A 26,402-nucleotide genomic window follows, 5' to 3' on the forward strand; every position below is an offset into this window, starting at 1 on the left:
ATGGGTCACAATGTATTATCACAATCAATGAGAATAGTATATCACAGTGCGCAAGTTTTTACCATAGTTTATGAAGATAAGGTTTTATGATAAACGTTGCAGACAAGACTATGGCCGCAGACAAGACGATGAAGATCTGCCCTCACTCCGCGATGCGGCGCAGCGTCTCCATGAGGAGTTTTGCCTCGGGAACGATCGTCGCGATTTCGATGCGCTCCTCGGGCGTATGGATGCCGTGTGCCGTCACGCCGACAGACACCATGTCGAGCGCAGGATTTTTCGATGCATGCCAGCTCGTCTCAAGCCCCGCATGGATGCTCTCGATCTTCATCGGTGTACCGCCGTTCTGCGCCGCATAGACCTCCGCCATGATCGTCCGCAGTTTGCTCTTGGGGTTCTCACGCCATGCAGGAGATGCCGTTCCAACAACGAGGGAAAAGCCCGTCAGTGCCGCCAGCGTCTCTGTCTCGCAGACGATCTCGTCCAGTCGCTCATTGACCGAGGAGCGCGGGAAGAACGCGACGTGCACCTCGTTCTCATCCATGCGGACAACGCCGAGGTTTGCCGAGGTCTCCACCCCGCCCGTCTGCGTATGTGTCATGACATGAACCCCCGTGCGAAGGAGGACGAGGAGGTCGATGAGGGCGCGCTGTTCCTCCTCGCCGATGACGCGCCCCGCCTCATGTGCAGGATGCAGCGTAAATTTCATCGCGGGATCGGCCTCACCATAGATGGCATGAAAGCGTTTTTCCTCCGCCGCCAGCAGACGGGCAATGCTGCGCTCATCCATCGCCGTGCGAACGATTGCCTCTGCCGTCGGCGGAATCGCGTTGCGCGCCGTCCCGCCCGTGAGGGAAACGAGTTCCACGTCCCCCTCCTGCGCCAGCGCATGAAGTACCAGTGCCAGCGTGCGGATCGCATTGCCGCGCCCATCGCCGATGCGCTCGCCCGAGTGACCGCCGCGCAGCCCCTCAGCCGTAATGCGATAGGCGGGCAGATCGGATTCTCTTCGCGTCAGCGCACGCGTATAGTCAAGATTGACACTGCCCGCACTGCCGACCGTCATGATGTGATAGTCCTCCGAGTCGCAGTTGATCAGGTACTGTGCATTCTTCAGATGATCTGCCGAAAGATGCCGTGCCCCCGTCATGCCCTGTTCCTCATCCACCGTAATGATGGCGCGCAGCGGACCATGAGCCTCCGTGCACTGCATCGCCGTCAGGATCTCCGCCACGCCGATACCGTCATCTCCGCCGAGACTTGTCCCATCTGCCGTGAGATACTCCGTCGTCCGCTGCATCTTGATCGGATCGGTCAGCGGGTCATAGGAAACACCCGGCTCAGCCACGCAGACCATGTCCATGTGTCCCTGCAGGATCGTGCGCGGCGCATTCTCCTTTCCCTTCGTCGCAGGAAGCTCCGCGATAATATTGAAGTGCTCATCCTGCGTCACCGTGCAGCCAATCTCCTCAAAGTGTTTTTTCAGATAGTCACTGACCGCCTTCTCGTGCCCCGAAGGACGTGGGATATGCGTCAGTGCCTCGAACTCCGAAATGACCTTTTCCAGCAGCTTTGCATCATCCATCATAAATTCCTCCCCTCAAAATTCCTTCCCATTATAACACAGAATGCAAAAAATGGGGCTGCTGCATGAAGTGACAAACTTCGTGCAATAGCCCCTATGTCATATTCGTCTCTTTTACTTCTTCGCCTGCTCTACCGCCTTCGTGACCGCTTCCTTGAACTGGTCATAGCTGACGGTCGCTCCTGAGACAGCATCCACCTTTGCGAGATCCTTCGTCGCGGTGAGCTGCTCGCCGTAGGACACAATCGCCTTGTAGGCGTTCTGTGCCTTCTTCTGTGCGCCCGGCTCCTTCCCCTCGCCGTAGTGCTCGTCCTTCTGCTTGCCCTCTTTGTCAATGCTCGTGTGAACGACCTTCTCGATCGCGCCGTTCTTGATCGTCAGTTCCACGTGCGAATGCCCAAGCTTTTCGTGCTCTGAACTGTCCGCCGTATAGGTGCCGTCCTTCACGCCCGTCATATCAAGCGCGGCAGCCTGCTGCGGCTTCTCCTTCGGTGCCTGCTTCTCCTCACCGCAGCCCGCTGCAAGGACACTGACCCCCAGCAGAAGTGCAATCCCGAGGCTAAGTTGTTTCTTCATCGTTATTCCTTCCTTTCCCGCATGTGTCCATGCTCAATGATGACACAGCGCTCCGCCTCTTCACCGACTTCAGCAGAGTGTGTGACCGTCAGAATCGTGTGGCCCTCATCGTGCAGCTCATGGAAGATCTTCATGACAAGGTTCTGGTTCTTCTCATCGAGGTTGCCTGTCGGCTCATCCGCAAGGATGAGGACAGGATAGTTGATGAGTGCACGCGCAATGCAGACGCGCTGCTGCTCGCCGCCCGAAAGCTGACTCGGCAGATGGCTCGCACGGTCAGCGAGTCCGACGCGCTCAAGTGCCGCCATGGCTTCATCGCGATCGGGCATGCTGTGGTAATACTGCGCGACCATGATGTTCTCGACTGCCGTCAGATAGGGAATCATGTGGAACTGCTGGAACACGATGCCGATCTTGTCGCGGCGGAAGCGTGTCAGCTCCTCGCGTGTGGCGTTCGTCAGCACGTCGCCGTCGAGAATGACCTCGCCGCTCGTCGGGCTGTCCATACAGCCGATAATGTTCATCAGTGTTGACTTGCCAGAGCCGGAGGGACCCATAACCGCAAGCCATTCGCCTTTTTCAACGTTCAGATTGACGTCATCCAGGGCGAGCACCTTTTCGTTGTACGCCTTGGAGACGTGCTTCAGTTCAAGCAAACTCATTGCTTCGTTCTCCTCTCATTCGCCGCGCAGGATGATCGCGGGGTCAACATTGGTCGCAATACGTACAGGCAGCAGCGACGCAAGACCTGTAACAAAGATGGACATAACGAGTGCGACAACGACAATCGTCGGCGAAAACTCAATGCCGCGTCCAAAAACGTTCACACTGACGCTCTGGGCAAAGAGATATCCAAAGCCCGACCCAAGAATGCCGCCAAGCGCACCGAGGAGGCAGCCCTCGCCGAAGAACTCTGCAACAATGTGGCGGTTATCCGCACCGAGAGCCTTCTTGAGCCCGATCTCACGGCGGCGCTCCGTCACAATCGCCATCATCGTGGTTGAGACGCAGATCAGCGTCAATACAAGGACGACAATGGTCACGATGAGGACGAGTGCCTGCAGTTTTCCAAGCACGGTGCCCTCCGACTTCGCGATCTGCTTGACGAGCTGCGGCTCAACATTCGGCACCTGCTCATGAATTTTCGTCTCCGCGCGTGCCAGCTCATCCTGGCCCGCCACAACAGAGACCTGCGCGAGGCTCAGTTCCCCGGCACGCCCCTTGATACGCTGCAGATCGGGCAGACTGACGAAGACGAAATTCTCCTCGTTGCCGCCCGTGCGTACGATGCCGGAGACGCGGTAGTCGCTCACAATCGAGCCCTCACCGCCCGAGACACTGATTGTATCCCCCGGATTCACGCGCAGTTTCGATGCGAACTCCGCACCAAGCAGGATCTCCTTCTCCCCCGGCGTCGGCCACGCACCGCGCACCTGCCAGTAGGGGCTGACCTCCTGCAGGACATCAAAGTCCGTGCCGCCCGCCATGACGGTCTGATGATTGATGAGCAGGGTGTCGTAGAGGAACGGTGTAATGCCGACTACCTCGTAGTCCGAGAGTGCCTTGCTGACCGCACTGACATCCTCCTCGTGAATCACGCCTGCATCCTTCCCCGGCAGAATGAGAAGGTTTGCCCCATAGGCACGGAATGCACGTCCCATCTGCTCCGGGACTTCCTTGTAGACGGTAATCATCCCCGAAATAATCGTCGCGCCGACGGCGACGGCGAGAAGAGCGATCGCCATGCGTGCGCGGCGGCGCAGCAGAGAGTTGGCGACCATGATAAAAAACATTTTATAGCGACTCATCATTTATCACCTGCCATACAGAACCTCTGCCGGCTGCAGCGACAGCAGCATGCGAATTGCAGGCACGCTCCCGATGATCAGCACGAGCGACATCAAAACGGCAATAATCGGAATGACATACGGGTTGACCGCAATGCCGGAACCGAAAACGTTCTCCCCAATGAGCTGGGCGAACCCAATTCCCACGACATAGCCAAGGATGCCGCCGAGAATGCCCGCGATAAAGATCTCCGCGAGGACGGAGAGAACGACGGCGAGATTGGTCGCGCCGAGCGCCTTCAAAAGGCCGATCTCACGGCTGCGCTCCATGATGTTTGCGCTGATGAGGTTGCTGACACCAAGGCTCGAGGAGAGCAGGGACAGCACCGTGATCAGCAGCATAAGGAGCTGCGTCTTGTCAAGGATCTTCCCCTCGGACTCCGCGATCTGACGCACGGGGTGCGCCGCCGCGTTGTGCATGACCTCCTCGATCTGATAGGCAATCGATCCGACGTAGCTCGTGCAGTACCAGATATCATACTCCGCCTGCGAGAGCGACTTGGGATTCTCCGCCGCCCTGCGGGCAAGATCATTCTCCGGTGTCGTCATGGCACTGACCTCCACCTGGTCGATCTTGCCCTGTGCACCTGCGAGTTCCTGTGCAAGCGCGAGAGAACCGACCAGCTGGTTCTCCTCGTCACCGCCGCCCGAGACTGTGCCCGTGACGTGCAGTGCCCCCTGCGTGCCGTCCGGCTTCTGATAGGTGAGTGTGCTGCCGGCTGAGACGCCAAGTTTCTGTGCGAGCTTCATGCCGACGAGCACCTCATCCGTGTGCGTATCGTCTGCCCAGTCGCCGTCCACCTGCCACCACGACTTCATGAACTTCACGCCTGTCGTGTAAACCTCATCCGTCGGCAGTTTGAGCGTATGCTCGAACCACGTACCAAAGAACGGCACACTCTCACCATCTCCGAGCGTCACCTGCGTCGTCAGTGACGGCGCAAAGGCGACGATGTTGTTCGTCCAGAAAATCGTTTTGATATTACCGAGATCTGCCTCTTCCAGATACTCGCGATGTCCGCTCTTCGACGTCTCCACACCGTAAAGGTCCTTCAGAACCATCGAGTTGCGCGGCGTCACTGTAATATTTGCTCCAAACGCCTTGAGCTCCTGATTCACCTTTTCGCCGATGTCAAACATGACGTTCAGCATGGCAGTCGCAAGCGAGACGCCAAGGGCGACCGTCAGCGCGATGAGGATAAACCTCCCGCGCTGGCGGATGAGCGCCCCTTTTACCATTTGCCAAAACATGGCTTACCTCCTCTCATGCCATCCTGTCCGTCAGCGGAAATGAATCCGCGCTGCCTCAAGCGTGTCAGCAGAAATCTGCACCGCACCATTCTGCACGTGGTACTCCACGGGGATCGGATTGCAGCCGCCCGGCAGACCAATTGTCGCCTTGTTCATGACGACATCACAGAGCCGGCAGACGATCTGCCCATCACGCTCAAAATAGCCCGTTGCACCGCAGATATCGCAGGCATCGAGACCGACACCAAATGCGGAGCCGCCCTTCTGCACAATGATAACGCGCACCGTTGTTCCGTCTGAGGCGTGGAATGCATAACGATGGAGGTGGCCGTCGGAGACCTGCTCGAGCGGGATCTGCACGAGCCCGTTCTCCGCCTTAACGTCAACCGCCGGCACAAGCTGTTCTTTTTTATTCGCATACCATCCGCCGACACTCGATACGAAAATCGTCAGAATGAGGATTGCAAGGAGCCCACTGCCCCAACGCTTGCGGCGGATCGCGCTCGAGACGATCTGACGGTACTGCGCAGGATTTGCCCACACAGGACGCTCGGGCCGCGGCTGAAGAAACAGTGTAAAAGGGACGAGCACAGAAACAAAGTAGATCGCATAGATGACCTTGCCCTGATTGTCAATAAACCATGCCATGTACGGAATGAGGTTTTCCGCACCGAACATCTGCCGCGCCATCAGCACCGTCAGAACGAAGATCACCTGCTGAATGGCGGTCGCCACGACCTGCACGGTAAACACGAAGACGAGGCGCCCATGATTGAGCGCCGCCGCCGCTTTATACGCCAGATAGCCCGAGAGGAAGCCGAAGAATATGCCTCCGAAAAATCCGAGCATCTTGACGAGAAATGTCAACGTCAAATAGTTCCCCATCGCTACCTGTACGGTTGCGACAGGAATCAGCCAGAGTTCCAGCCCGTGATAAAGGCACAGCCCCAGCGTCAATGCCCCCGTGCCGAAACGGAAAAAACGCTCCTCCTGCGGCGACCATTCCCGATGGAGACTGCGCAGAAGAATTGCACAGAGAAGAATCGCGCCGATGATATCGACGGTGATTGCCATACTCTCGAAGATCTCGCGGTTGACTGCCGACTTCGTGCCGACACGCACCGCTGTCATAAAGAGCGAGAGGAAAAAGCCCCATTTGAGCACGCGCGTAAAGGTACGCCGTATGCTCTGATCGGGCAATGGCAAAATGATTGCAAGCAAAATACCGAGCGGCACGGCGAGCTTAATGCTCTCCTCCAGTGCCGGCACCAGCTGTTGAAGAAATGCCTGTAACATGTGTGAACCCTTTCCTATGAGAAAAGCCGCCGTCCCCCCCGGGGCGGCAGCCATTCTGTGATTGGGAGGGCACGAAGAACAAACGTATGCCCTTGCTGCCCATACGGAATTAAATTACCACTTGCGCGGAACGTAGTTGAATACCCAGTGCAGCTTAACCGGTTCCGTCCAGAAATGACCCCGGACACCCGTCTCCTTGTCCGTGTGGAGGAGGTAGTTCTGACGTGCAGGGCTGTCGATCGAGAAGTCGCAGTCGTACGTGCCTGCGCCAAGCATCTTGACATTTGCGCCATAGTGCGGGCCATCATCTGCGCTCATCGGCATGAACACCCCCTCGATGCTCTCGCCCGTCTCACGCTTCGTGAACTTGTAGTGCACCGTCAGGTTCGGGATCCACTCGCCGACGCCGAAGCCGCACTCATTGCCCTCGGTTGCATGGATATCCGTCTCGATGTGGATATCTGCCTGGTCTGCCGGAAGGCTCATACCGGCAGGCTCCATCGTCACCGGCTGGAAGTAGACGAGCGCCGCCTTGAAGTGGTTCGTCGTATCCTCGATCTCATCGCCGATCGGGAACTCCTCGAACGCAGCTTCGCTGACGTGCGCGTTGATCGCGAACGTAGAGAACGCGACTGCACCGACGGCGAGAGCCTTTTTGAGCATACTGAGACTAGATTTCTTCATGGGAAAATCCTCCTTTGAAAGATGAACCTGACTTACGCTTCTGCCGCAGCAGAGCGTTTTTTATATGATACCATTGCAACTGCCGCGAGAACCAAGAGGATCTGCGGGACAATGGTTTCATAGGTGGGATAAAGGCCGAGCAGATCGATGCTCGGAATGGGGATGGCCTCAATGATCGTGGTGGAGATGGTATCTGACTCCTGCAGCTCCTTCAGACCGCCGCCAAGGAAGGTAACCGCGAGCACAAACATGAATGCACTCGTAACCTTGAAGAACGGTCCGATGGGGATGCGCAGCGCACCGCGCTGGATGAGGAAGAAGATAACCGCGAGTGCCGCACACGCGGCAACGAAGCCCGCCCAGATCATGTCGGTATCGCCGACGGCGTTGTTAAAGAGCGCCTGATAGAAGAGGATGACCTCCGCGCCCTCGCGATAGACCGCAAGGAATGCGGCAAAGCCGAGCGCACGCGACTTGCCCGTCGAGAGTGTGATCTTGACTTGGCTGTCGATGTAGTTCTTCCATGCCTTTGCATTGGATTTGCCGCCCATCCACGCCGACGTTCCGAGAAGGACCAGGACGGCGAAAAGCGCCGTGAAGCCCTCGATCATCTCGCGGCTCGCGCCCGTCGTCGTCGTACTGTCGAGCACCTCGGCAAAGAGATAGGCACTGATAAAGCTGCAGATAATGCCTGCAATCGCCCAATTGTAGACGGTCGAGAGCTCCTTCTCATGGCCGGCGCGTCCGAGATAGGCAATGATGCCGACAAGGACGAGGATCGCCTCAACACCCTCACGCAGGAGGATGAGGAACGCCTGGAGGAACATCCCCCAGCCGCCCGACTGAGCACCTGCCGTCTCGAGCTGCGTCACCTCGGTCTGAACCATATCGAGGAGCTTTGCGCCCTCGGCCTCGACCTCTGACTGCGGAGCGCCCGAACGGATGACTTTTTTCAGCGTGTAGAACTGATACTCCGTGAGGTTCGCGCTCTTGGAGGAGATGCTGCTGCGCACAGCGCTCTCCAGACCGTCTTTCTCGTAGATGCCATAGTAGATATTGTTGACGGCATCCTTTGCACCTTCTGCATCCCCCGACTGATAGATGGCATAGACACCGTCCATCTCCGTCGCGATATGGTCGTGAATCTGCTGCCATGTCTGTGCGGCGTTCGTCGACGCCGCCGGCAGGAGCAGAAAGAGTGCCGTAATGAATGCAAACAGCTTTCTCATTGGATTGTCTGCGTTCCCCTTTCCTCGATCATTTAATATTACGTGCCGGTTTCATATTGAAGTACACAGGGCACTGCATATTCGATTCCATCGGCTGCCCATTCATGTCCTTGGCCGGTTCGAACTTCCACTGCTTTTCAACAATACGCCGCGCCAGACGGTCATAGACGAGATTCCCCGAGCTGATCTGAATCTTCGTCCACACGACACGTCCGTCCGTGCCGATATGGGCTGACACGGCAATACGCCCCGTGAACGGAATCACACCGTAGGCAGGCTGCTCGGCATGGATGATCTTGCCGGGCTGCCCGATCTGCTTTCCGTCGCCGGATTTCAGGACATGTTCTTCTTCGGGCTTATTCGCCGAATCCTCGGCTTCCTTCAGCAGTGCCGTCGTCGCCTCCTCGGGAATCTCCGCCTCAACGACGGCGGGCTCTTCCTCTGCCTCCACAGGCTCAGGCGGTGGTGGGGGCGGCGGAGGCGGTGGTTCCTCCGGCTGCGGTTCCTCCTCGGGAGGTCCATCGTCGTCAGCGAGCTCCACCCACTCCATCGGTTCGTCCGGCGGCGGCTGCTCGATGTGCTTAAAGACATGGGGAATCAGCACCATCAGAAAGAGCCATGCGACGATGTGGAAGAAGAATGCGATGAGAAAGGCAAGCCGCCAATGTGTCTGATAGCGCATCAGACGCCCCCCGTCTCCGTCGCGATGGACACGTGACGCGTCCCCGCTTCCTTCAGTGCATCAAAGACACTGACGACAAACTGATAGTCCGCCTTCTTGTCGCCGCGCACGACAAACACCGTATCCGGATCACTGTTGAGCTGTTCCTTGACGCGTGAGGTCAGCTCACGCGTCGGCTCATCATCGCGGTCGAAGAGCACCTTGCCGTCCTCCGTCACTGTGATGGAGACAATGTGCGGGCGTGTGTCCTGCTGTGCGCTTGCCGCCTGCGGCAGGCTGACCTGTACCGTGCTTGCATTCACCATGTACATGGTGCTCAGCATGAAGAACACCAACAGAAACAGCATAATGTCGATCATCGGGACGATCATGACGAGCGGCTCGCGCATATCATGAAAATTACGACGCATGAACCTTCCCTCCGTCCGCCGCCGCGAACCCCGCCAAGACGGTATTCATCGTCTTTTCGAGGAGCGTCAGCATCACATCCAGGCGCTGTGCAAAGTAGGTGTGCACGACGAGCGAGAAGATCGCGACGAAAAGTCCTGTCGCTGTTGCGACCAGCGCCTCACCGATGCCGCCCGTGATCGCCATGGGCTGACCGGCCTGCAGGTTGAAGATGCTGAACGACTGGATCATGCCCGAGATCGTTCCCAGAAGTCCGAGGAGCGGTGCGAGCGTAACGATCATCGAGAGATAGTTGAGACGTGCACGCAGGAGCATCGCCGCCTCACCGTAGGCCCCCTCGAGCGTCATCGGGACATCCTCCCCTGCCTTGCGGGCATCCAGTGCACTCCTCACGAGATGGGCGACCATGTTGTCCTTGCCCTCAACGGCGGGGGCAACCTCGTCCATCTTGTGCTTGCGGAGCGACTCAGCAACCGTCGCCTCAAGTTCCCTTGCGCCCTGCGATGCACGCCGATAGAGCAGAAAACGGTCAACCGCAATCGCCGCCACCGTCAGCGAGCACAGGAGCAGCAGGTACATGACCGGACCGCCCTTTTCAAATAGTTCTGCACTGGTCACAAAAACACCATCCTTATCTTCTCAAGCCGTGGGAAACCCCCATCTTTATACCACATGGAGAATGAAACCCATCCCATATTTGAATCGATTCTCAGTATATCTCCAAGGAAAGTGATTGTCAATATTCTTTCCAATAAATGTGATCTAAATGAATTTTATTCACTTATTGATTTGTATGATTTTGCAAGTTCTTCAAATCGTGGCAGTGATTTCTCGATCATTTTTGTGTGAACACAGTACGCCGCACGGAAGTAGCCGGGACAGCCGAAGTCCCGCCCAGGCACAAGCAGGAGATCATACTTCTGTGCGCGGCGGCAGAATGCCGCATCGTCCGGCTCAAGCGCCTGCGGGAAGAGATAGAATGCCCCCTGTGGGCGCACGCAGGAAAAGCCGAGTGCCGTCAGGCCATCATAGAGGAGGGCTGCATTTCTCGCGTAGGTACTGAGATCGGCGGCTCGTCCGGCACAGCGTGCGACAACGAGCTGCCAGAGTGAGGGCGCATTGACGTGGGTGAGGACACGCGCTGCCCCCGCGATCGCGCCGTAGATGCGAGCGAAGTCCGCCGCCGTGTCCGGCACGACGATATAGCCGATGCGCTCGCCGGGAAGGGAGAAGGATTTGCTGTAGGAATAGCAGACAATCGTATTGTCATAAAAGAGAGGAATGCAGGGGACGACGGCACCGTCATAGACGATCTCGCGATACGGTTCGTCTGCGACGATGAAGATCGGGCGCCCGTACTCCTGCTCCTTCGCGCGAAGGAGATCGGCAAGGCGGCGGATCGTTGTCTCACTGTAGACTGCACCGCTCGGATTGTTCGGCGAGTTGACAATGACCGCCTTGGTCCGTGGGGTCACTGCCCGCTCAAGTGCCGTAAGGTCAATCTGAAAATCGTCCGTCTTGGCCGGGACGACGACGAGCTTGCCGCCGCACGCCTCGACAAAGACGCGATACTCCGGGAAAAAGGGTGCGATGGTAATGAACTCGTCCCCCGGCTCGGTGAGTGCCTTGAACGTGATCGTCACCGATGCCGCCGCGCCTGCCGTCATAAAGAGATTTTTTCCCGTGACGTCCATGCCGAAGCACCGCTTCAGATCGGCGGCAAGCGCCTCACGCACGGCAGGCTTTCCCGGTGCAATCGTGTAGCCGTGCACCTCGGTCGGGTCGCCGTGCATAAGAATGTCGACCGCCGCATCCCGAATAAAGTCCGGCGCAGGCACATTCGGATTGCCAAGGCTGAAATCAAAGATATTTTCCGCGCCGACCTCTGCCGCACGCTTCTGTCCAAACTCAAAAATCGTGCGAATCGTGGACTTTTTCGTCCCGAGCACATACATTTCCTCTGAGACCATCGTACTCCTCCCCCTATGTGAGTGAAAACAGATGCTATTCTATCATATTGTGAAAAAAAATACTACACATTGAGTTGCACTCTCACAAAGCTTTCATGGAAACAAAAAAGCTGCCGCAGTATGGTCTCCCCACGCTGCGGCAGCCTCGATATGCGATAGTTACGCATTCCGCAGGAATACGTCATACCCTTTTTTCATCTCATAGATGTCCGCCTTGCTCGTAACCTCCCACGGCGCATGCATGCTCATCACCGCAACGCCGTTGTCGATCACGTTCATCCCGTAGCGCGCCATAATGTAGGCGATGGTTCCGCCGCCGCCGAGATCGACGCGCCCGAGCTCCGCGAGCTGATAGCGGACGCCGTTTTCATCCATCATGCGGCGCAGTTCGCCCAGATACTCTGCACTCGCATCACTGGAGCCGGACTTGCCGCGCGAGCCTGTGAACTTGTTGAACACCATGCCGCGCCCGAGATAGGCGACGTTCTTCTTCTCGAACGCGTCTGCATAGAGTGCGTCATAGGCGCTCGAAACATCCGAGGAGAGCATCCGCGAGTGCGCGAGCGTGCGGCGCAGCGCGAGCTCCGTATACTGGCCGCAGGCAGAGAGCACCTCGGCGACCATGTTTTCAAAGAAGCGCGACTGCATTCCCGTCGCTCCAACGCTGCCGATCTCCTCCTTGTCAACGAGGAGACAGCACGCCGTACGCCGCACATCCGCCGTCCCAACCATGGAGCGGAGTGCCGTATAGGAGCAGACGCGGTCATCCTGTCCGTAGCCGAGCACCATGCTGCGGTCAAAGCCAAGCTCGCGCGCACGGCCTGCCGGAACGAGGGTCAGCTCTGCCGACTGGAAATCCTCCTCTGCAATGCCGTACGTCTCACGAATGAGCGCCAGCACGCCATCCTTGACGGACTCCTTTTCCTCCTTTGCGAGAGGGATTCCGCCGATCAACACATCGAGTTTCTCGCCCTCGATCACCTTTGCCGCCTTTTTCTCCAGCTGCTCCTGCGAGAGATGGACGAGCAGATCCGTCACGCAGAACACGGGGTCGTCCGCCTTCTCCCCGAGCGTGATTGTGACCGTTGTGCCGTCCTTCTTGACGACAACACCGTGCAGGGCAAGCGGTATTGTCACCCACTGATACTTCTTGATGCCGCCGTAGTAATGCGTATCAAAGTACGCCAGTCCGCCGTCCTCATAGAGCGGATTCTGCTTCACATCAAGGCGGCACGTGTCGATGTGTGCACCGAGGATATTCATGCCGTGTTCCATCGGCTCTGTGCCGAGATGAAAGAGTACAATTGCCTTTTTCATATTGACGGCGTAGACCTTGTCCCCCGCGCGGAGCTGCGTCCCCTCAGCGATAATGTCCGCCAGATCGCGGTAGCCCGCCGCCTCAGCAGCACGTACCGCCTCCTGCACACTCTCACGCTCCGTCTTGCAGTCCGAGAGGAAATCAATATAGCCGCGTGCGAGCGCATCCACCTCTGTGCGTTCCTCTGCCGAATAGCCCGTCCAAACGGACTTTTTCTTATCGTCACTCATAATGGTTCCTTTCTACCTATATTCCCCATGCCCCATGGAGAATTTCTGCAAACTCTGTCCGCGACGCCGCGCGGTTAAATCGCTCACGCAGCTCTGCGCTGCCCTTCAGACCGCGCGTATACCATGCCGCATGTTTGCGCATCTCGCGGGTTCCGATGTACTCGCCCTTGTACCCGACTAAGAGATCGAGATGGCGCAGAATCACCGCCGCACGCTCCGCCAGCGTCGGCGGCGGCAGCTCCTCCCCCGTATGCAGCCAGTGAATCAGCTGCGGGAAAATCCATGGATTTCCCTGCGCACCGCGCCCGATCATCACTGCATCTGCCCCCGTGATCTCAAGTGCACGTTTGAGATCGGCAGGACGGCGGACATCCCCGCTCACGATGACGGGAATCCCGACCGCACGCTTCACCGCGGCAATCGCTGCATAGTCCGCGCTGCCGCTGTAGAACTGCTCGCGCGTTCGTCCGTGCACGGCAACTGCATCCACGCCGACTGCCTCCGCCATGCGTGCGATTTCCACTGCGTTGCGCGAGGCATCGTCCCAGCCGAGCCGCATCTTCACCGTAAACGGCAGACGCGTCGCACGGCGGATCGCCGTCAAAATCTCCTCCGCCCGCTTTGGGTCACGCATCAGTGCTGATCCTTCGCCGTTCCTGACGACCTTCGGTGCGGGACATCCCATATTGAAATCGAGGATATCCGCCGTTCCAAGCTCCTCGATATACGCCGCCGCCTCGGCTGCCATCGCCGCCGACTTGGCAAAGATCTGCATCGCAATCGGACGCTCATCCGGCTCCGTACGCAGCATGTTCATCGTGTGCTCATTGCGATAGTGGATCCCCTGACTGCTGACCATCTCCGCGAAGGCGAGCGGGCAGCCCATTCCATGCGCAATCACGCGGTAGGCAGTATCCGTGACCCCCGCCATCGGCGCGAGAAAAATCGGATCGTCAAAGGCAAACGCGCCGAGTTTCATCGGGTTCACGGCAGATTCCTCTCATAGAGGACGCGCAGACCCGTCAGCGTCAGAAAGTGATCGACCTTGTCGATGGTCTGGGACTCCTTTGCTACCATACGAGCAAACCCGCCCGTGGCAACGACCTTCATCTCCATCGCGAGCTCCGCCTTGATGCGGCGCACGATTGCATCAATCTGACCCACGTAGCCATAGATGATGCCCGCCTGCATGCCCTGAATCGTACTGTGGCAGACCACCGTCTTGGGCGGTACGAGCTCGATGCGCGGGAGCTGCGCTGCCCGCTGAAAGAGCGCCTCGGCACTTGAGCCAAGTCCCGGTGCAATCACGCCGCCGAGAAAATCTCCGTTCTCTGCCACAATGTCAAATGTCGTCGCCGTTCCAATGTCGATCACGATCAGCGGGCCGCCGTACTGCTCATGTGCACCGATGACATTCACAATACGGTCTGCACCGATGGACCGCGGATTCTCGTAGTTCAGCCGAATCCCCGTCCGTATCCCGGGACCGACGATGAGCGGGCGGATGTGGAAATATCGCTCGCACATCTTGCGCAGTGGGACGACCAGCGGCGGTACAACCGACGAGATAATGACGGCCTGAATATCCGACAGAGAGAGCCCCTGATAGTGAAAGAGCTCATTGATCAGGATGCCATATTCATCTCCTGTCTTCTGACGATCTGTCGAAATGCGCCAATGCCGCAGGAGCTTCGCCCCCTCATAGGCACCCATCACAATATTGCTGTTTCCGATGTCCAGTACAAGCAGCAAATTCTTTCCTCCATACAGTCATTTCATTATCGGCTGCTCCATGCAGCCATATCGAAACTCATTTCTTCGGACGAATCGAAACATCCCCAGCGAGCACGCGCCGCCGTCCCGTCGCCGTATCGACAAAGAGCGCACCATCGGCGTCAATATCCGCCGCAACGCCCTCAAACTCCTCACCTGCAGGGCCGATGACGCGTACCGTCTGCCCAAGGGTCACGGCGTACGTCCGCCACGCCGCGAGCACAGGAGCAAATCCGTCGCTCTGTACCACCCGGTAGAGTGCATCGAGCGCGCGCAGGAGCTCCTGCAAAAATGCCACACGCGGCAGCGGCGTCCCCTTCATCTGCATCAGCGATGTCGCCGTGTCCTGCAGCTCCTCAGGGAAATCCTCGCGTGCAATATTCACGTTGATGCCGATACCGATCACGACATAGTTCACGCGATCCATCTCCGCGCTCATCTCCGTCAGAATGCCGACCAGCTTGCGTCCTTCATGGAGAATATCGTTCGGCCACTTGATGGCGGCACGCAGGCCGAAATGCTCCATCGCACGTGCAACGGCAACCGCCGCCATCAGTGTACACTTTGGTGCATCCTGCGGCAGAAACGTCGGGCGCAGGAGAATACTTACCCAAATTCCTTTGCCCGGCGGTGAGAAAAAATGCCGCTCCATACGCCCGCGTCCCGTCCCCTGGCTGTCGGCAACAACGACCGTGCCGTCCTCTGCGCCCTCATGTGCCAGCTGTTTCAGGACAAGATTCGTCGAATCCACAGCATCATAGCAGATGATCTTTTTCCCAACGAGTGCCGTTCCCAGATCCTTTGCGATCTCCGCCTCAATCAGCCGATCCGGAGCAGCCCGCAGGATGTATCCGCTGCGCGGTGCACTTGCAATGTCATAGCCCGCCTCACGCAGTGCCGCAATCTTCTTCCACACTGCTGCGCGCGTCACACCGAGCCGTGCCGCAATCTTCTCCCCCGAAACACAGCCCCCTGCCTCACGCAGCAGTTCCAATACATCGCTCCGCATCGCCGCACCTCCAAACAAAAAGTGATCTGCCCCATTATACAGCAGATCACTTTTCCACGCTACAAAAACATTGAACGATACATCCGATCTCTAAACACGCTTCGCCCGAACAAGCCACTGATAGGCATCGAGGTCCTCCGCATCCACAGAGATCGTTTGGAGTGACAGAAGTTCTTCGCGCAGCCGTTTCCCTATCTCAGGATATGGAACTGTTACGTATCTCATGTCCTGGATATCAAATTGAGCTTCCTGAAAGAGCCTGATGATCTCCTTTTTCGTAAAAAATCGGAAGTGCGTCCGATCCAAAATTCCCATATCTTCGTAGGTCCAGCGGCCGGAAAGAAGACCATAAAACGTGCTGATATGGGCCACATTGGGAATACTCGCGATAACTTCTCCGCCGGGAGCGAGCAGTTCCCGCATATTCTCGATTGCCTTCCATGGATTCTGTAAGTGCTCAATGACATCGCCCATGACGATATAGTCAAAGCGTTCGGCCACTTGTGATGGATCAAGACACTCTACATCCATCGAAAGAATCGTCGCGTACGGCGCCGCAATTTCTGCCGCCTTGTCGTTCAGTTCCACGCCATAAAGGCATGCTGATGGACTTCGTGCACCGATTTCCCGCAGCGTCGCCCCACAGGCACAGCCGATCTCTAGGACACGCAAACCGGCTTTTGAGAAGTCCATCAAAGACATAATATCCCTGCGCGGGAAAAATGAATAGTCCAGTGAAACGCCCCATTTTTCATGGAAGAAATCGCATTCCCGTCGATAGCTGTCCGACGTCGTATCGGAATTTTCTCCATCACGATGCACATAGGTGCTCGGCAAGGTCGCTAGCCCATAGCCTGCCCGTGTCATACGCACCGTAAAGTCATAGGACGCGAGTGCGGGAAAAGAGTATCGCTCATCGAGCTTTCCTGCCGCTGATACGGCATCTCTCCTCGCCATCAGTGCAAACATCTCCGCAAGAATTTCCGGACAAGGAAGCGCTGCCTGTGCACGAATCTCCTCCGCCACATGCACATAGTCATCCCATGAGAGATAGTCATTCGGCGGAATCAGCTGCGCCCTCCGATATGCCACAGGGGCAACGGCAGTCACTGCCCCAACGTTTGGGTCCGCAATGAGCACATCCAACATATCCTCCACCGTATGCGGCGCGAGCATCACATCTGCATGAAGGAAGAGAAGAACCTCCCCCTCTGAGGCTCGAATCCCCTCATTCACCGCATGTGCATAGCCATGATGCTCCTCACTGCGAAGTATACGAACATGGTCCATCGCATCAGACGTAAAAATCTGCTCATCTGCCGACGAACCATCATCGACAATGATCACTTCATACGGAATACGCACTGTATTCCGTACAGAAAAGAGGCAGCGTTCCAGCTTTTCCCGCATGTTGTAAAGCGGAATGATAATGCTTAATTTTGCCACCTGATTACCTCACAATCTCTGCTATGCCCACAGCTTCCACGGTGCATCGCCCTGACTCCAAAGATCGTTCAATCGGACTTTATCTCGCTGCGTATCCATGCACTGCCAAAAGCCGTCATGCTTATAGGCAAATAAGCCGCCATCCCGTGCAATACTCTCAAGTGGCGTCGTCTCAAAGATGCACTGATTGTCATCACGTAGATAGTCAAACACCGATGGCTCAACAACCATAAATCCGCCGTTAATCCAGCCTCCATCCTCCTTCGCCTTTTCAACAAAACGATTGATCTCATTTGATCCATGATCGATATCGAGGACACCGAATCTTCCCCCTGGCTGAATCGCTGTCATGGTCACAATGGCATTTTTGTGATTCTGATGGGCATCAAGCAATGATTGAAGATTTACATTGCTCACCCCGTCGCCATAGGTCAGCATAAAGGCCTCATTGTCAATATACTTCTGAATCCGCTTGATACGCGCACCTGTCTGTGCATCCAGCCCCGTATTGACAAGCGTTACCTTCCACGGCTCTGATACATTGTTGTGCACGGTCATGCGATTTCCCTGGGTAAAATCAAAGGTGACGTCCGATGTGTGCAAATAGTAGTCAGCAAAGTATTCCTTAATCATATAGCCCTTATAGCCGAGACAAATAACGAACTCATGGAAGCCATAATGGGAGTAAATCTTCATAATATGCCAGAGGATCGGCTGCCCGCCGATCTCGATCATGGGCTTTGGGCGAAATACAGACTCCTCAGTAATACGGGTGCCATAGCCGCCTGCTAAGATTACAACCTTCATATAAAATCTTCCTCCTATTCACAAAAGCTCTTAGAGCTCCATTTATACCGACCAAAGAATATTTTCCAAACTAGATTTTACACCGAAGTGCGCGTGAAAAAGATGCGTTAAGATGGCAGTGCTGAATTTATCAATGCTTCCCTAAGATTACCGAATACATAAGGCGACCATATCACCTGACAGAAGATAATGCAGATCATCGGATGCACCAAGAATCTCGTTCGTGGTCTGCTCGAAGAGAGAAATATCTCCGAAATAATGTGACTGGACACCGTACCCGACCCACACGCTCTTATTAGAAAATTCTTTTTTCAGCGCATGAACAAGACGAGGAACAGGAAAAACACGCTCTCCATTCAACGGCAAAATGCTATCATATATTAAATGAGGAACATCATTCGGAAGATTCTCCATCACATGCTCGAAACTATTGTAATTCAGTAAGGATACATAGAGAACCCCCTTGGCGTTCAATAAGCCATACGTTTCCTTAAAAAAAGAGATAATATCCGAAATCGGCACGACATTAAGAAACGCACCTAAAATGACCATATCATACGTCCCGTTTACTCGATCCGGCAAGTGATCGAGTGACGTCAACCGTATGACAGAATCCGCCATGTACGCTGCTTCCATCATATATTGCTCACGCGTAACAATGGCGTCAATAATAACAGGTGTTTGGAGACGTCGAAAATGATTGCGAACCGTCAGAAGCCCCTCCCCAAACATCGGTTCAATAAACAAAACGCGTGACGGAGTTTCTCCGGTGGAAAAATCTTTAATTATCTGCTCTAAAAACACGAGATGTCCACGTGATGTCCATGGATCAATGCCCCACTTATGCTGGAATACAGGGCGCATTTCTATAATGGTCTTATAATTCCCATGAGTCGTGCGGACTTCATTCAGTGTTACGCCCCCGAAATGATGGACAAAGGTATCCTTGGCGAGAATTTGGCGGAAACCTGACCGGCGTAGTGTTGCAGAAAAATCATCGTCCTCAAAATCACAGAGGACATAGCGATAGTCCGCACGTATCTCAGGCACATCAAAAAGATTCGGCACAACGCTCACAAAGGGCATAAGAACAGCCCGTTTCTCCCAGAGGAGCGGGTTCGACACATTATGCACGGCGGCAAACGCCTCCATTTCCGGCATTGCCTCAAACCGATTTTCATAGTCTACCGGAATTCCTTGGCGATTGGAAATGCAGTTCTCATTGCATGTGGGAACGACCCAAAAGACATCCTTCTCCGCCTGGTGTACGGCGAGGAGATTTTCCAGCCAATGCGGTGTGGCGACGGCATCGTTGGAGAAATAGACGACGTACTCGCCCTCTGCGTTATGACGGGCAATTCCCCACCCGAGGTGATTGTATACGTTGTACTTCAGATTGATTTTCTTCTCGTGAGGCAGGCTGTTAAAATATGCCTCTGTCCCATCCAATGATCCATCGTTGATCGTAATGAGTTCAATATCTCCATGTGAAAAGTCCGTATGGCGAAGGAGGCTGTCGATGGCACAACGCGAATACTCCACTTTGTTGTAGGCAGGGACGATGATCGACACGCGGTATTTGAAGTCCGTCCGGCGCGGCCTCTTCCGCGCTGCCTCAAATGCCGCAATCGTCTGCGCCAGATAGGCATCCTGTACTTCCGGATGCTGCAGGACAAGGTATTCCAGATCCAACTGATAGCTCAGATCCAAAAAGAGTGGCCGCAGTTCGTAGAAAAAATACTTCCACGCATCTCGTGCGTCTTCCGCAGTCAACGCTTTCTGTCCACTCCACGCAGCATTCAGCGCATAGCGACGGCACTTTTCCATGAGCGTTCCCTTCTCCTGGGATAGACGCTCCGCAACACCGTTCATCGCCACAGCAAAATCCGTCAACACCTGACGCGTCGGTTCTTCCATGCTGCCGTCTGTGGAAAGCATACTGCCGATGTAGTCCACAGCTTCCCGCGCTGTGTCCATGATCTCCTCATACCACTGCATACAAACCTCTCTCTGACTCCCTGCTGAACCCTTTTTCCTATATTATAACTATCGGAAAAATCATACATAAGCTAAAGAAAAAGGCACTGCCGCTCATCTTTCCTCGCGGCAATGCCTTTCCATCATTTATCCCACTGGGTTACGTTGAACTTCGGTTCCGGCGCAGCGACAGGTGCGGGACGCTTTTCAGCGGCGCGCTCTGCCTCCTCACTGGTCTGTGTAGAGTCGTCGATCACAACATCGACGGGAATCGGTGCGGGTTTCCCCGTATCATCCGTATCGTCGTTCTGCTTGTCCTTTTCGCTGATCGCGCCCTTCGTCATCAGTTCCTCAAGCTCTGCCGCACTCAGCGTCTCGCGCTCGAGAAGTTCCTTTGCGATCAGATCGAGTTTGTCGCGATTCTCCACGATGATCGTACGGCAAGCCTCATACGCTTCCTCGATGTAGCGGCGCACCTCACGGTCGATCTCACCCGCAATCTCTTCGGAGTAGTTGCGCTCGCGATTGAGATCGCGCCCGAGGAAGACCTGATGGTTCTCCTCGCCATAGGCAATCGGACCGATCGCATCACTCATGCCGTATTCCATGATCATGCTGCGGATGATACGCGTCGCCTGCTGGATGTCGCTGGATGCGCCCGTGCTGATCTCGCCGAGCACGACCTCCTCGGCCACGCGTCCGCCGAGTGCGACCTTGATGCGGTCGATGAGCTCGGAGCGCGTCCGATAGGAACGATCCTCTTTTGGCAGGGAGAGCATATAGCCGCCCGCACGTCCGCGCGGGATAATCGTTACCTTGTGCACGGGATCGGCGTGCTCGAGCAGAAGTCCTACGAGCGTATGTCCACCCTCATGATATGCCGTGAGGCGCTTTTCCTCATCCGTCATGACATGAGACTTGCGCTCCGGACCTGCGAGGACACGCTCGATCGCCTCCTCCATCTCCGCCATCGTGATCTTCTTCTTGTCACGGCGCGCGGCAAGGAGTGCCGCCTCGTTGACGAGGTTGCTCAGATCCGCTCCCGTAAAGCCGGGCGTGCGCCGCGCGAGGACGTCAAGATCAACGTCGTCGGCGACCGGCTTGCCCTTTGTATGTACTTTCAGGATGGCCTCACGCCCGCGCACGTCGGGCTTATCCACCACGATCTGACGATCGAAGCGGCCGGGACGCAGGAGCGCAGGGTCAAGCACATCGGGGCGGTTGGTCGCCGCGATGATGATGATCCCCTCATTTGAGGCAAAGCCATCCATCTCGACAAGGAGCTGATTGAGCGTCTGTTCACGCTCATCGTGTCCACCGCCCAGCCCCGCGCCGCGCTGACGCCCAACGGCATCAATCTCGTCGATAAAGACGATGCACGGAGCCGCCTTTTTTGCCTGCTCAAAGAGGTCACGCACACGGGATGCGCCGACGCCGACGAACATCTCGACGAAGTCGGAGCCGCTGATCGTGAAGAACTGAACGCCCGCCTCACCGGCGACCGCCTTGGCGAGAAGCGTCTTGCCCGTGCCCGGAGGTCCGAAGAGCAGTACGCCCTTGGGGATGCGTGCGCCGAGTTCGTTGAACTTGTCGGGTGTCTTGAGGAACTCGACGACTTCCTCAAGCTCTTGTTTCGCTTCGTCCGCCCCTGCCACATCGGCAAAGGTCACCTTTTTCTTATCGCTCACCATGAGGCGCACGCGCGACTTGCCGAAGTTCATCATGCGCCCGCCGCCCATCTGGGACTGCTGCATGATGAAGAACCAGAAGCCAATCAGAAGTGCAATTGGGATCAGCGAGGTGAGGAGCGTCTGCCACCACGGTGGCTCGGGCGGGTTTTCCGCCGAGATCGTCACGCCCTTTTCCGAGAGGCGCGTATAGAGGTCGCGGTCGTTGCTCGGGGCATCCGGCGCAATCGTCGTGAACTCCGTCCCATCCTTCAGCGTACCGCGGATGTTGTTCTGGACAATGACGACCTTGTCCACGTCCCCAGCCGTTACTTTTTCGGTAAAATCACTGTATCCCAGCGCCGTTGCCTGTGCCGTCTGATGGCTGCCCGACATGTAGTCGGCGACCGTCCAGACGACGAAGAACATGAGCGCATAAAACGCGAGATTTCGCAGAATTGAATGATTCAAAAGGCGCCTCCTCACTCATAAACGGAACGCCGCAGCACCCCGATGTAGGGCAGATTCCGATATTTCTCCGCATAGTCCAGCCCATAGCCCACGAGGAACTCATCGGGAACCTCATGTCCGAGATAGTCGATCTCGACCGGCGTCACACGGCGCAAAGGCTTGGAGAGGAACGCACAGAGGCGGATGCTCTTCGGATGTCGCCCCTGCAGCAACGTTTTCAGATAGTGCATGGTCGTCCCCGAGTCGATGATGTCCTCCACGATGATGACATGTTGGTTCTCGATGGAAAAATCAAGATCTTTCAAAATCTTAACCTGTCCGCTGGAGACGGCCGCGTCGCCATAGCTGGAGACAATCATAAAATCGAAGTTGACCGGGCGATCAATGGCGCGCACAAGGTCCGTAAAGAAGACGGCAGCTCCCTTCAAAATACCAACGCAGTATACCTTCTCCTGTGCATCGCGGTAGTCCCGTGTTATCTGTGCGCCGAGCTCCTGCACGCGCGCGCGTATCTCCTCTGCCGAGAACGATATGCGCTCAATATCATCGCTCATCATGATGCTGTACTCTCCTTTTCCCATGCAATGGCAAAAACAACACAATGTTCCGTCACCGGTGCCAAGATGCTGCGCCTTCCCCCGACCATCCAAAAAATCTCACTGCTGCCGGCAACGGCAAGCAGCGGAATGCTGTCCCGCGCTTCACGCGGGATCTTATCGTCGATCATAATATCCTTGAGTTTTTTGCGTCCGATGGAGAGCCGCATATAGTCTCCGGGACGCCGTGTACGCAGGACAAGCGGCGGCAGCCCTGCCGCATCAGCATAGACAGCCTTCCCGTCCACTGCCTTCTGCCAATCCTCATCCGTCACGTCATCCATCCGACGCATGGAAAATAATCTTCCTTGGAAATTTATTATATCATATTCGTGGGTCAAAGGAAGGAAAATTTCTTCTTCCTTTCCCTGCTGTGTTGTCCGTGTTTCTTCGCGCTGAAGTCTGAGTACACCATAGCGCAGACGCGCACGCCATCCGTGCGGCAGCTCGCACTGCGCCGTTCCCACGAGCATGAGGAGGCGGCGCATCCGTTCCTCATGCTCGTAGGAAAGATCCTGCTGACCGGCCGTCACGCGTTCCCAGAAGAGACGCAGGACGCGCCGCACCATGGCCGTGTGCAGCGTATTCAGCACGCCGACGGAGAGGCCACCGCCGGAGGATGCGCGCTCCAGTTCTGCCGCCGCATACTGCGTGAGGAAATCATCCTCCTCACCCGCGAGCACACTGAGGCGCACGAGCGCATCGCGGATATTTCGATTGCCGTAGGTGCAGAGGGTCGGCAAGAGCGTGTGGCGAATCCGATTGCGCTGCGCATCCTGCTGATCATTCGTCAGGTCATGGCACGGGTGAAGCTCATGCGTCCGAATATATCTCTCAATCTCCGTGCGTGCCGTATGGAGCAGCGGGCGCAGGTGAACGCCGTCCCACTCACGCATGGCGGCAAGCCCTGCAGGTCCCGTACCGCGCAGAATACGCATGAGCACGGTCTCCGCCAGATCATCCGCATGATGGGCAAGCGCTATCACATCGCAGTGTTCCTGCTCCTGCAGTCGATGGAGAAAATCATAGCGGCAGACACGCGCTGCCGTCTCAAGCGAGAGCTTATGCGTCCGCGCATAGCGCGGTACATCGCCTGCCTCAATGATGCAGGGAATATCGCGCGCCGCACAGTATGCTGCCACGGCATCTGCGTCCGCACGCGACGCTGCTCCGCGAATGCCATGCTCGTAGTGTGCGCAGATGATCTGCGGGCCGCCCGCCGCATGTAAATCTCTGAGAATGTCCAGCAGAACCAGAGAATCCGTCCCGCCCGAACAGGCGGCGAGCACGCGGCGATCGGGCGCAAAAAATCCATGCGTCCGAAGAATGTCTGCCACCTGTCGTTTCAACATGATCTCCCGATAAAGGAAGCACTGACCCATGCGTCCATCGCATGGTGCACGCATCGTACTGCCCGCTCAGAATTATCTCCGCGCAGACCATCATACACCGGTTCGATGAAAATCATGTGATCAGTGCTTTCCACAAAAAAGGCACTCCGCATGGAGTGTCCTCTTTCTCCTCATATCCTATCACAGCATACGTGCTCAGCCACGGCGTGAGCCGCGTCCGCCACGCTTGGAATCTGTCTTGCGGCGCAGATCGGTCAACCGTTCATCGCTGTCCTTGAGGAAGCGCGACAACTTGTCCTCAAAGGACGGCGAGCCGATCTGACGTGATGCCGCCGTACGGCGCATATCACGCGGTGGACGCGGCGGACGTGCCGGCGCAGCAGCGGACTGCGCAGCGGACGATTTATCCTGCAGAGCCTTGATCGACAGCCCGATCTTCCCACGATCATCCACGGTCAGTACCTTGACCTTGACCTTGTCATGCTCTTTTAGAAAATCATGCACATCGCTCACGTAGACGTCGGCAACCTCCGAGATGTGGATCAGCCCCGTCTTCCCTTCCGGGAGTTCGACAAAAGCACCAAAATTCGTGATGCCTGTGACAACACCCTCTACTACGCTGCCGACTTCAATGGCCAAAACAAATCTTCCCTTCAACGATAAACCATCGGGGTCTCCCCCCTCTGTCAGACATAATTATTATACAGGGCGGACGCCCGTTCTGTCAAGAAAATACGCAGCCCAGTCAGTTGCCGTTTCCACGCTTTCCCGGTGCATAGGGAAGTTCCCCTTTCCCCGTCATACCGAGCTCCTCACGCGCCAATTTCTCAATGTACGGCAATTCCCCAAGATGCGTTTTCTCCGCCTGCAAACGGTCATTCTCCTCCTGTGCAGCTGTCAGCCGCTCGGATGCCGCACGCTGCTCCGCACGCACGTGAAAGAGATAGATTCCCTGTGATACGATCATCGTACCAAAGTAACCAAGGATCAGAAGAACCGTCACAACAAACCAGCGCGGCCGTCGTGCATTCTTTCTCCGTGCCATCCGTCTCCCTCACTTTCGCTGAAGCATCTCTGTCAGAATCTCCGCCACGCGCTGTGCCGCCTCCTCGCGGGCACAGTCGCGTGCTGCCCTGCGCATGGCAGGCAGGCGATGCATAAGTATGTCCTCCACCGCCGGTGCCATGCGCTCGCCCGGATGCAGCCACACGGCCGCTCCACATCGCGTCGCATAGACGGCGTTTTCCGTCTCCGGCCCCGGAATCGGGTCATGCAGGAGGAGCGGCAGCCCTGCAGCGAATGCCTCACTGATTGTGAGCGCACCGGGCTTCGTGATGAGCAGATCCGCCGCGCGCATCAGTACCGGTACATCGTGGGTATAGCCGCGCACGGAGATCACATGATGTGAATGTGCCGCGCGCACACGCGCACGCTCCTCCAGTGCAGCATTATGTCCCGCCACGACGAGAACGGAGAGGCGCAGCTGTACTTGCTCCAATGCCGCAAGGGTCGCGTCCATATCGCCGAGCCCCAGACCGCCGCCCATGAGAAGAACGGTCGGCCGATCTCCAGAGAGTCCTGCCTGTATCTGTGCCTCGCGGCGTGCCAAGCGGCTCGCCATGAGCGTAATCGGTATACCCGTCGCATGGATGTACTTCCGATCAAAGCCACATGCCGCCATCTCATCCGCCATCGTCTCTGTTGCAACGAAATAGGCATCCACGTTGCGCACAAACCAGATCGCGTGGAGAGCGTAGTCCGTGAGAAGTGCCGCCAGCGCAAAGGAGCCGCCATGCTGCTCGCGCCAGAGTGCTGCCGCACCCTCGGGAAAGGGGTGGGTGGCGACGACAAGATCGGGCTGATACGTCCGAATGATCCGTTCCATCGTGCGCACCATCACCCAAGCAAAGGCAGCACGCACCGCTCCCCCGCCTGTCTTCTTTCCCGCAATGTGGAAGAAGACATCGTAGAGATTCGGCACAAAGCGCAGCATCGTCAGATAAATGCGCTTCATGAGATAGTGGATGATGGACACCTCTCGTGACATGAAGTCCACGACATCAATCCGCTGCTCCGCCGCTCCCGGCTGCGCCTTCAGTGCCGCGCGAATGGCCTCTGCCGCCCGCGTATGCCCTGCACCGATGGAGGCGGTCAAAATGAGAATGCGGGCATATCCCATCAGCTACCTCCTCATACAATCTTATTTTATCATAATTTTTGACAATGGC

Annotated in this window: 25 protein-coding genes; all 25 read right to left on the reverse strand. The window is 56.5% G+C overall.

Annotated elements, in window-relative coordinates; all coding sequences use genetic code 11:
- Window positions 1-142: 142 nt before the first annotated feature.
- Window positions 143-1,588 (reverse strand): beta-Ala-His dipeptidase, encoded by a 1,446-nt coding sequence (pepD, locus tag HMPREF9166_RS03820; RefSeq protein ID WP_009442741.1) that lies wholly within the window; start codon window positions 1,586-1,588, stop codon window positions 143-145.
- 111 nt (window positions 1,589-1,699) lie between these two features.
- Entirely contained in the window at window positions 1,700-2,161 is a 462-nt protein-coding gene (locus HMPREF9166_RS03825) for an FMN-binding protein (protein ID WP_009442742.1), read from the reverse strand.
- 2 nt (window positions 2,162-2,163) lie between these two features.
- On the reverse strand, window positions 2,164-2,823 hold the full coding sequence (locus HMPREF9166_RS03830) for an ABC transporter ATP-binding protein (RefSeq protein ID WP_006691431.1): 660 nt from the start codon (window positions 2,821-2,823) through the stop codon (window positions 2,164-2,166).
- 15 nt (window positions 2,824-2,838) lie between these two features.
- Window positions 2,839-3,972 carry an FtsX-like permease family protein gene (locus HMPREF9166_RS03835; RefSeq protein ID WP_009442743.1) on the reverse strand — a complete coding sequence of 378 codons (1,134 nt, stop codon included), beginning with the start codon at window positions 3,970-3,972 and terminating at the stop codon, window positions 2,839-2,841.
- A gap of 3 nt (window positions 3,973-3,975) precedes the next feature.
- The gene (locus HMPREF9166_RS03840) at window positions 3,976-5,259 is read right to left on the reverse strand and encodes an ABC transporter permease (protein ID WP_006691433.1); all 1,284 of its coding nucleotides are present in this window, start codon (window positions 5,257-5,259) and stop codon (window positions 3,976-3,978) included.
- 30 nt (window positions 5,260-5,289) lie between these two features.
- On the reverse strand, window positions 5,290-6,555 hold the full coding sequence (locus HMPREF9166_RS03845) for a DUF2318 domain-containing protein (RefSeq protein WP_039980974.1): 1,266 nt from the start codon (window positions 6,553-6,555) through the stop codon (window positions 5,290-5,292).
- Window positions 6,556-6,669: 114 nt separating this feature from the next.
- Window positions 6,670-7,239, reverse strand: a complete 570-nt coding sequence (locus HMPREF9166_RS03850) for an iron transporter (RefSeq protein ID WP_009442745.1) — start codon at window positions 7,237-7,239, stop codon at window positions 6,670-6,672.
- A gap of 32 nt (window positions 7,240-7,271) precedes the next feature.
- Window positions 7,272-8,468 (reverse strand): FTR1 family protein, encoded by a 1,197-nt coding sequence (locus HMPREF9166_RS03855; RefSeq protein WP_009442746.1) that lies wholly within the window; start codon window positions 8,466-8,468, stop codon window positions 7,272-7,274.
- A gap of 28 nt (window positions 8,469-8,496) precedes the next feature.
- A complete protein-coding gene (locus HMPREF9166_RS03860; RefSeq protein WP_009442747.1) occupies window positions 8,497-9,150 on the reverse strand; it encodes an energy transducer TonB in 654 nt (217 codons plus the stop codon).
- Window positions 9,150-9,560: a biopolymer transporter ExbD gene (locus tag HMPREF9166_RS03865; RefSeq protein WP_009442748.1), complete on the reverse strand. Its 411-nt coding sequence runs from the start codon at window positions 9,558-9,560 to the stop codon at window positions 9,150-9,152. Before HMPREF9166_RS03865 ends, HMPREF9166_RS03860 begins: the two co-directional genes overlap by 1 nt.
- Window positions 9,550-10,137 (reverse strand): MotA/TolQ/ExbB proton channel family protein, encoded by a 588-nt coding sequence (locus tag HMPREF9166_RS03870; protein ID WP_039981586.1) that lies wholly within the window; start codon window positions 10,135-10,137, stop codon window positions 9,550-9,552. Before HMPREF9166_RS03870 ends, HMPREF9166_RS03865 begins: the two co-directional genes overlap by 11 nt.
- A 194-nt stretch (window positions 10,138-10,331) precedes the next feature.
- Window positions 10,332-11,528, reverse strand: coding sequence for a pyridoxal phosphate-dependent aminotransferase (locus HMPREF9166_RS03875; protein ID WP_009442750.1), 1,197 nt, complete (start codon window positions 11,526-11,528; stop codon window positions 10,332-10,334).
- Window positions 11,529-11,687: 159 nt separating this feature from the next.
- Entirely contained in the window at window positions 11,688-13,076 is a 1,389-nt protein-coding gene (locus HMPREF9166_RS03880; protein WP_009442751.1) for an aminopeptidase, read from the reverse strand.
- Window positions 13,077-13,092: 16 nt separating this feature from the next.
- Window positions 13,093-14,055 (reverse strand): tRNA dihydrouridine synthase DusB, encoded by a 963-nt coding sequence (gene dusB, locus HMPREF9166_RS03885; protein ID WP_175279248.1) that lies wholly within the window; start codon window positions 14,053-14,055, stop codon window positions 13,093-13,095.
- Between the two features lie 5 nt (window positions 14,056-14,060).
- Entirely contained in the window at window positions 14,061-14,828 is a 768-nt protein-coding gene (locus HMPREF9166_RS03890; RefSeq protein WP_009442753.1) for a type III pantothenate kinase, read from the reverse strand.
- A 58-nt stretch (window positions 14,829-14,886) separates the two neighbouring features.
- A complete protein-coding gene (locus HMPREF9166_RS03895; protein WP_009442754.1) occupies window positions 14,887-15,858 on the reverse strand; it encodes a biotin--[acetyl-CoA-carboxylase] ligase in 972 nt (323 codons plus the stop codon).
- Between the two features lie 90 nt (window positions 15,859-15,948).
- A complete protein-coding gene (locus HMPREF9166_RS03900) occupies window positions 15,949-17,304 on the reverse strand; it encodes a bifunctional glycosyltransferase/class I SAM-dependent methyltransferase (protein ID WP_009442755.1) in 1,356 nt (451 codons plus the stop codon).
- Between the two features lie 21 nt (window positions 17,305-17,325).
- Window positions 17,326-18,111, reverse strand: coding sequence for a glucose-1-phosphate cytidylyltransferase (gene rfbF / locus HMPREF9166_RS03905; RefSeq protein ID WP_009442756.1), 786 nt, complete (start codon window positions 18,109-18,111; stop codon window positions 17,326-17,328).
- Between the two features lie 147 nt (window positions 18,112-18,258).
- Complete coding sequence (locus HMPREF9166_RS03910; RefSeq protein ID WP_254655043.1) at window positions 18,259-19,983, reverse strand: glycosyltransferase family 2 protein; 1,725 nt, start codon at window positions 19,981-19,983, stop codon at window positions 18,259-18,261.
- A gap of 248 nt (window positions 19,984-20,231) precedes the next feature.
- Window positions 20,232-22,226 carry an ATP-dependent zinc metalloprotease FtsH gene (ftsH, locus tag HMPREF9166_RS03915; protein WP_009442758.1) on the reverse strand — a complete coding sequence of 665 codons (1,995 nt, stop codon included), beginning with the start codon at window positions 22,224-22,226 and terminating at the stop codon, window positions 20,232-20,234.
- An 11-nt stretch (window positions 22,227-22,237) separates the two neighbouring features.
- Window positions 22,238-22,783, reverse strand: coding sequence for a hypoxanthine phosphoribosyltransferase (gene hpt, locus HMPREF9166_RS03920; RefSeq protein ID WP_009442759.1), 546 nt, complete (start codon window positions 22,781-22,783; stop codon window positions 22,238-22,240).
- Window positions 22,780-24,174, reverse strand: a complete 1,395-nt coding sequence (tilS, locus tag HMPREF9166_RS03925) for a tRNA lysidine(34) synthetase TilS (RefSeq protein WP_254655004.1) — start codon at window positions 24,172-24,174, stop codon at window positions 22,780-22,782. The genes hpt and tilS overlap by 4 nt, the downstream gene beginning before the upstream one ends.
- A 195-nt stretch (window positions 24,175-24,369) precedes the next feature.
- Complete coding sequence (locus HMPREF9166_RS03930) at window positions 24,370-24,813, reverse strand: S1 domain-containing RNA-binding protein (RefSeq protein WP_039980977.1); 444 nt, start codon at window positions 24,811-24,813, stop codon at window positions 24,370-24,372.
- A 106-nt stretch (window positions 24,814-24,919) separates the two neighbouring features.
- Window positions 24,920-25,219 (reverse strand): septum formation initiator family protein, encoded by a 300-nt coding sequence (locus HMPREF9166_RS03935; protein WP_009442762.1) that lies wholly within the window; start codon window positions 25,217-25,219, stop codon window positions 24,920-24,922.
- A 9-nt stretch (window positions 25,220-25,228) separates the two neighbouring features.
- Window positions 25,229-26,353 carry a glycosyltransferase gene (locus tag HMPREF9166_RS03940; protein ID WP_009442763.1) on the reverse strand — a complete coding sequence of 375 codons (1,125 nt, stop codon included), beginning with the start codon at window positions 26,351-26,353 and terminating at the stop codon, window positions 25,229-25,231.
- Window positions 26,354-26,402: the final 49 nt, after the last annotated feature.

Origin of the sequence: Selenomonas sp. oral taxon 149 str. 67H29BP (genome assembly GCF_000146365.1) — a bacterium.
Taxonomy (GTDB): Bacteria; Bacillota; Negativicutes; order Selenomonadales; family Selenomonadaceae; genus Centipeda; species Centipeda felix.